Genomic DNA, 7,098 nt, shown 5'->3' on the forward strand with positions numbered 1-7,098 from the left:
ATGCCCTGGCGTCCCCGCGTGCTGCGCGGCCGGCTGCGCGACCAGGCGCCGGTCGTGCTCGTGGTCGCGCTCGTCGCCGTCACGGCGACGACGCTCGTGGGCGTCCTGGCCGGGCTGCTGCACCTCGCCCAGACCGACGCCGTGCCGGCCGCGCTGGGGCAGCTCGCGCCGGAGCGGGTGCGCCTCGAGGCCACCGTGCGGGTCGACGGCGAGGACACCGACACCGCGCTGTCGGCGACCCGGGACGGGCTCGCGCGCCTCACCGGTGACGTGCCCACGACCGAGGAGACGTGGCTGACCAGCCCGCTGTACGCCCTGCCGGCCGAGGTCCCCGCCCAGCCGCACCTGGTGTACCTGTCGGCGCTGCCGCACACCGACGACCTCGTGGAGCTCGTCGACGGGCGGTGGCCGCAGCGTGCGACCGACGACGCCGGCCGGGTCGAGGTCAACGTCCCGGCGCTCGCGGCGCGCGAGCTGGGCTGGCAGGTCGGGGACCAGGTCGACGCCCGGCCGTGGGGCACCGCCGCGTACGGCGCGTGGGTGGTCGTCGGGACGCACGAGCGCACGGGTCCGCGCAGCAGCTGGTCGCGGGACCGCCTGCTCGGGGGCGTCGTCGACCGCGGGTTCAGCGTGCCCGGCACGATCGGTCGCGAGAGGACGACCCTGTGGGGGCCCGCGCTGGTCGACGCGGACGCGCTGCGCGGCACCGAGCGGGTGCACACCGCGTACGTCACCGTGCTCCCGGCGCTCGGGGACGCCTCCAGCGAGGCCGTCGCCGCGCTGCGGGCGCAGGTGCGCGACGGCGCGGCGATCCTGTCCGAGACCCTCGGCGCGCAGTTCAGCGGCCGCCTGCGCACGGACGTCGGTGCGACGATCGACGCGACGTGGCGCGAGCTCGTCGTCACGCGCGCCGGGGTCATGACCACCGGGATCCTGCTCGCGACGCTCGCCGCGACGGTCATGCTGCTCGCCGCGCGGCTGCTCGCCGAGCGGCGCGCGACGGAGAGCGAGCTGCTCGCGGCGCGGGGCGCGTCCCCCGGGCAGCTGCGGTCGGTCGTCGTGCTGGAGGCGGCCGCGCTCGCGGGCGGCACCTGGCTGGTGGCGCCGTGGCTCGGGCGGGCCGTGCTGGACGCGATGACGCGGTCCGGTGCCCTGGCCGACGCCGGTTACCGGGTGGGCGCCGGGGTGCCGGCCGGCGTCCTGCTCTCCTGCGCCGTGATGGCGGTCGTGCTCGCGGTCGCGCTGTGCGTGCCCGCGTGGCACACCGCGGGCTCCAGCACCGGGACCTCGCACGCGGGCCTGCTCCGTGCGGGCGGCGACGTGGCGCTGCTCGCGCTCGGCGGGCTGGCGATGTGGCGGCTCGTGGTCCACGGCTCCCCGCTCGTGGGCGGCGCCGACGGCCCGCAGGCCGACCCCGTGCTGGTCGCCGGCCCGGCGCTGGTGACCCTCGCCGCGGCGACGGTGTCGCTGCGGCTCGTCGCCCCCGTGGCCCGGGTGGCGGACGTGCTCGCGGGCCGCGCCAGGTCGTTGGTGGTGCCGCTGGCGGCGTGGCAGGTCGCGCGCCGGTCGTCGGTGGCCTCGGGCACGGTCCTCGTGGTGGTCGTGGCGGTCGTCGCCGGCACCTTCAGCGCGGCGTTCGCGGGGACGTGGCGCACCTCGCAGCTCGCGCAGGTCGACCTCGCGACGGGCACGGACCTGCGGCTCGACGACATCGCGGACGCCCCCTTGACGGTCTCGGCGGCCGCTGCCGCCGCGGTCGCCGGCCTGCCCGGCGCGCACGGCCAGCCCGTCGTGGACCGGGTCGTGGGGATCGGCCGCCGCGGCAACGTCGGCGGCCTGTCGGCCCGGGTGGTCGCGGTCGACGTCACGCGCCCGCAGGACCTGCGGGGGGCACCCGACCGTCCGTGGCACGGGGCGCTCGCCGGCCTGGCGCCCGACGTCCCCGCAGCCGCCGCGGGCCTGCCCCTGCCCGTGGACACGCAGTGGCTCGTCCTCGACGCCGAGGTGGACGTCCCGGAGGGCACCGAGGGACGCGCGTCGGTGTCCCTGACCGTCGAGGACGACCAGGGGGTGCTCACCACGTTCCGGAGCGGGATGCCGCTGCGTCAGTCCCTCGCCCTCGAGCACGAGATGCCCGCCGTCGGCCCGCTGCGGGTCGTCGCCGTCTCGGCGGACGTCGTGGTCGAGGCCGCGCCCCCCGAGATCGCCGAGGTCAGCTACCAGCGGGGCATCCGGCAGCCGCTGCCGCTGACCCTCACCCTGACCGACCTGCGCACCGTGCCGCGCTCGGCCGGCGCCGTGCGGGGGGCCGACGCGCACACGGTCGAGGGCACCCCGGTGACGCCGGCGACCGCCGGGTGGGACGCCGCGGTCCTGCAGGACGGCGCGTCGGTCGGTGCGACGGCCGAGGGGACGCCGGCCGACGCCAGGGGCGCGACCCTGCGGCTGGCCGGCGAGATGTGGATAGACGTGTACCGGATGATGCCCGCCCGCCTGACGGCCCGTGCGTGGACGCCGGCCGACCACGTGCCGGTGGCGGTCACGCGCTCGATCCTCGACGACATCGACGTGTACCCCGGCCAGGCCCTCACCCTCGCCGTCGACGGCGTGGCCGTCGACGCGCGGGTCGAGCGCCTCGTGGAGCACGTCCCCGGCGCACCGCGCGGCGTCGCCGTCCTCGCCGACCGCACCACCCTGGCGCGTGCCGTCCTGGACGCCGGTGGCGACCCCTCGCTCGTCGACGCGTGGTGGGTCGCCGCGCCGGACCCGGCCACGGCCACCGTCGTGCAGCGGCTTGCCGAGGCGCACACCGACGCCGACGTGAGCACCCGGGCCGGGCTGCGGCAGGCCGCGCTGACGGGGCCTGTCGGCGTCGCGGTGCCGGCGGCCCTGTCCCTCGTCGCGGGGTCCGCGGCGCTGCTGCTGCTCGTCGGCACCGGCGCGGTCGCGGCGGCCGCGCTGCGGGCACGGCGCCTCGAGCTGGCGCGGCTGCAGGCGCTCGGCGCCTCCCGCCCCGGGCTCGTCGGCGGCCTGCTCGCCGAGGGTGCGCTGCTCGTCGTCGTCGGGGCAGCGGCCGGGCTCGCGGCGGGCTACGGGCTGTCGGCGGTCGTGGCGCCGCTGCTGACGATGTCGCCCGACGGGCGCACCCCCGTCCCAGCCCCGTGGCTGGTGTGGGGGTGGGGCGCGCAGACCCTGCGCACGCTCGCCGTCGTCCTCGGGGCGTGCGGCGTCGTCGCGCTGGTCGCGCTGGTGGGTGTGCGCCGCACGTCCGGTGCGGCGCTGCGGATGGGGGACGACCGGTGACCACGACCACCGCACGCCTGCGGGCGACCGGGGGTGACGCGCTGCTGGTCACGCGCCGCCGGGCCCGGCAGGACGCCGGCCTCCTGGCCGGCACGGCGCTGCTGCTCACCTCGGCGCTGCTGGCGGTGCTGGCCGCCCCGGTGCTGCTGGAGCGCACGGCCGACGAGGCGCTGCGGGCGTCGGTGGCGAACGCCGGCGCCGGGGCCGCGGTCCAGGTGGTCGCGCCCCTGGACCGGGGGGACCCCACCCAGCCGTTCGCCGCCACGTTCCGGCAGGCCGTCTGGCTGGACGGCAGGCTGCCGGGTCTGCTGCCCGCGACGGCAGTGTCCGCGTCGCCGCCGTTCACGGCGAGCGGGGCCGGGGCGGAGTTCACGACCCGGCTGGTCACCCTGGAGACGCCGTCCGACCCGTCGGCCCCGGTCCGATGGACCGTGGGCCGCGAGCCCGCGGCCGTCCTCGTCGCCGTCGAGACCCACCGCGAGGTCGAGGTCGGGCTGAGCGTCGACGCCGCCCGGGACCTCGGCGTCGACCCGTCCGCCGGGCCGGTGACGATCGAGATCGCCCGCCGCGACACCGTCCACCTCGCCCACGTCACGGGGCTCTACGAGCCCGTCGACCCCGGCGACCCCCGGTGGGTGACCGTGCCCGACCTGCTCGGCCCCGCCGAGGGTGCAGCGCCGGGTGGGGCGGCGGCCACGGTCGCCCTGTACGTGCCACCCGCAGCGCGCGACGACATGGCGTGGGTCCTCGGGTCGGACCGGCTGCCGGGACCGGCGGTCGCGCTCGTGGACGCCGCGGACCTCACGGTCGCCGACGCGCACCGGCTGCGGCGCGACCTCGTCGCGCAGCTCGTCGTCGAGCCCCGTCTCGCGAGCGGGTTCCCCCAGCTCGTCGACGCCTTCGACGCGCACGCCGGTGCCGTGCGCGCGCAGGCCTCGCTCGTCGTCGCCGGCGTCGGCGCCACGGCAGCGTGCTGCCTCGTGCTCGCCGCCGCCCTGCTCGTCGAGCGCCGCCGCACGCACCTGGCGGCCGAGCGCGCCCGCGGGGCCTCGCTCGCCTCGGTGGCCCTGCGCAGCGCTGTGGAGTCGCTGCCGACCGCGCTCGTCGCGGTGCTCGTCGCCGGGGTCGTCGTGACGGTCTGGCTGGGCGGGCCGACCGGCCCGCCGTGGCCGGCCGCGGTCGTGACGGCTGTGGCCGCCGTCGCGCCGGCCGTGCTCGCGGTGCGCGCGGCCGCGGGGGCGTGGGCGGGCCGACGGGTTCCGGCGGACCGCCGCGAGCGGGCACGCCTGGCCGGGCTGCGCCGCGCACGGCGCCTGGTGCTCGAGCTCCTGGCCGTGGCGGTCGCGGTCACGGCGCTGCTGGCGCTGCGCGGCCGGGGGCTGGTGCCGAGCGGACCGCCGGCGTCCGACCCGCTGCTCCCGGCAGCACCGTTCCTCCTCGCCGTCGCCGCCTCGCTGGTCGTCGTGCGTGTGGCACCCACGGTGGTGCGCGCTGCGGCGCGGTGGGCGTCCCGCTCCCGCGGGCTGGCCGCACCGCTGGCGGTGACGCGCGCACAGCGGGCCGCCACCGCGCTGCTCCCCCTCGTCACCGTCACCGTGGCCGTCGCGCTCATGGTCCTCGCCGGGGGGCTGGTGCAGCACGTGCGCGACGGTCAGCGGGTCGCCGCCGCGCAGCTCGTGGGGGCGGACCTGCGCCTCGACGGTCCGCTCGGCACCGACGCCGCGCGCGAGGCACTCGCGCAGCTCGCCGGGGCCGACGGGGTGCAGGCCGTGGCGACGGGCGCGCAGATCGAGGACCGCGCGTACGGCCGCGGCACGGGCCTGACCGCCACGGTGCTCGCCGTCGACACCGCCGCGCTGGCCGCCGTGCGCGAGGCCCGCGGCCTGCCCGTCGACCCCGGACTGGCCGGGCTCGCCGACGCCACCGCGGGCCGGGTGCCCGCGCTGGTGACCGCCGACCTGCTCGCCCGCGCGGGGACCGCCGACACCACCCTCCTGCAGGTCCTGGCCGACCACGTCGAGCTCGACGTGCGAGGGACCACGACGCTGGTCCCCGACCGCGGCGCACCCCCCGTGGACGTGCGGGCCGCGCACGCCACGCTGTCCCTGGACGACGGTGTGGTGGTGGTCGACCGCGAGGTCCTGCTCGCCGCGTCCTCGCGGGAGGTCCCCGCGACGCGGGCGTGGGTCGCCGGTCCCGGAGCGGAGCGGGCCGCCACGGACCTGCGCCTCGCCGACCTGTCCGAGGTGACCGTGACGACGGCCGAGGGGTGGTGGCGCGCGTGGTCGCGGGCCCCGCTGCCGACGGCCCTGACCACGCTCCTGCTGGCGGCCGTCGGGGCCCTCGCGCTGCTCGCGGTGGTCGGGCTCGCCCTGGTGGTGGTGGCCACGTCCGGGGAGCGCGGCCGCACGCTGTCGACGCTGCGGACGCTGGGACTCGACGCCCGGACCGCCCGGTGGGCGACCCTCGGGGAGCTCGCGCCGCTGGTGGTGGGTGGCCTGGTCGGGGGGTCCGCCATCGGGCTCGCGCTGCCCGCCCTCGTGGGCGGGACGCTGGGGCTGCGCTGGGTGACGGCCGCGCCGGGGGACGTGCCGATGACGCCGACGTGGTGGCCCGTGCTGCTCGCGGCCGGCGCGCTCGTCGTCGCGCTGGTGGTCGCGGTGACGGTCGAGCAGGCCGTGCGCCGACGCCAGCGCCTGGGCGAGGTCCTCCGCGTCGGCGCCCGCTGACACCTCCCCACCCGTGCACCCGCGAGAGGTCGATCCAGCCCACGCTCGTGTGCTCGGGCGATGCGCCGCCGTTCTCCGGAGGGCTCGACGGGCGCGGGTCAGGGCCGGACGACCTCCACGTGCCGGCGGTCGTCGGGGTGCGGTGGACGTGCCGGTGGACTGGGACGACCAGATCCACCCCACGGGAGCGGGGTCGCAACGACCCCGATAGGACCCGGTCGTCCTGGATGGTGGAGCGCGTGCTGCGCTCCACCTGAGCCAAGCGCACATCTCGGAGCACGGCGCCCCGGCACGGCTCGACACACCCGCTCCCTGACGCTGACTCAGCGCTGAGCTCTGCGGTCAGGGCGCCAGCGGCGGCTACGAGGGCGCCAGCGGAGCCAGTCTCCCGGGTCCGCGAGCAACATCGAGATGGGGTGCAGGGGTCGTGGGCGCACTTGTGAATCCTGACGGGCGCCGCGACCGTCGTCACTGCGCTGGCACGACTCGGACCGTGATGCCCAGCATGCGGGCTCAAGCAGTCATTCTGACGTGACACCGATCATCGGTGCACCTTCGGTGGCTTCGATGACGACCCGATGTGATGCCAAGTCTTGGCGCTACGCGCCGTCTTCAGGTCGTCGCTAGCATTCTGGCTCGTGCTGAACGACGGCCCCATCCGGTGATACGCGAAGTGTCTCTCCTGAGTATATTGCGGTGCGTGGCACTGAACGACCGGTCGTCGTCAGCGTGCCTGCAGGGAGCATCACCACATCCAAGCCCTCTACCTGAACGGCGAACCACTTCTCGTTCGTCACTTCATCCTCTGATATCCCTAGTACCACAGCCTCCGCGCCCGCAATCTCGAGTTCGAGAGACTCCTCCGTTTCGTCGACGACTACGATGTCGAATATCGCCGGTTCGGACCTGGTCATCTATGCGTCATCCACCCTCTAGTCTCTCATCAACATGAGATCCGAAAGCCATCCAATCGAGAAGCGTCCACGATCGGAAAGCTGGACGTCCCACTCGATGGGATCTTCGGGCGTCCGGGCTGGACCATTGATCCATTCGTTTCCAAACCGGT

General features: G+C 76.9%; 4 protein-coding genes. 2 read left to right on the forward strand and 2 right to left on the reverse strand.

Features of this window, described 5'->3' with window-relative positions; all coding sequences use genetic code 11:
* Together Cph01nite_RS11080 and Cph01nite_RS11085 are read left to right on the forward strand one after the other, a co-directional pair.
* Positions 1 to 3,303, forward strand: coding sequence for an FtsX-like permease family protein (locus Cph01nite_RS11080; protein WP_203674119.1), 3,303 nt, complete (start codon positions 1 to 3; stop codon positions 3,301 to 3,303).
* The gene (locus tag Cph01nite_RS11085) at positions 3,300 to 6,032 is read left to right on the forward strand and encodes an FtsX-like permease family protein (RefSeq protein WP_203674121.1); all 2,733 of its coding nucleotides are present in this window, start codon (positions 3,300 to 3,302) and stop codon (positions 6,030 to 6,032) included. The genes Cph01nite_RS11080 and Cph01nite_RS11085 overlap by 4 nt, the downstream gene beginning before the upstream one ends.
* Before the next feature lie 623 nt (positions 6,033 to 6,655).
* Here Cph01nite_RS11085 and Cph01nite_RS11090 read toward each other — a convergent pair.
* Positions 6,656 to 6,946, reverse strand: a complete 291-nt coding sequence (locus Cph01nite_RS11090) for a hypothetical protein (protein WP_203674123.1) — start codon at positions 6,944 to 6,946, stop codon at positions 6,656 to 6,658.
* A gap of 18 nt (positions 6,947 to 6,964) precedes the next feature.
* The coding region (locus Cph01nite_RS19360) for a polymorphic toxin type 17 domain-containing protein (RefSeq protein ID WP_203674144.1) at positions 6,965 to 7,098 on the reverse strand (134 nt) is incomplete at its 5' end.

Source organism: Cellulomonas phragmiteti, from assembly GCF_016862775.1.
Lineage (GTDB): Bacteria > Actinomycetota > Actinomycetes > Actinomycetales > Cellulomonadaceae > Cellulomonas > Cellulomonas phragmiteti.

Excerpts from the sequence above, each read along its gene's own strand:
- Cph01nite_RS11090 (WP_203674123.1), bottom strand. The coding sequence starts at position 6,946 with ATGACCAGGTCCGAACCGGCGATATTCGACATCGTAGTCGTCGACGAA.
- Cph01nite_RS11080 (WP_203674119.1), top strand. The coding sequence starts at position 1 with ATGCCCTGGCGTCCCCGCGTGCTGCGCGGCCGGCTGCGCGACCAGGCG.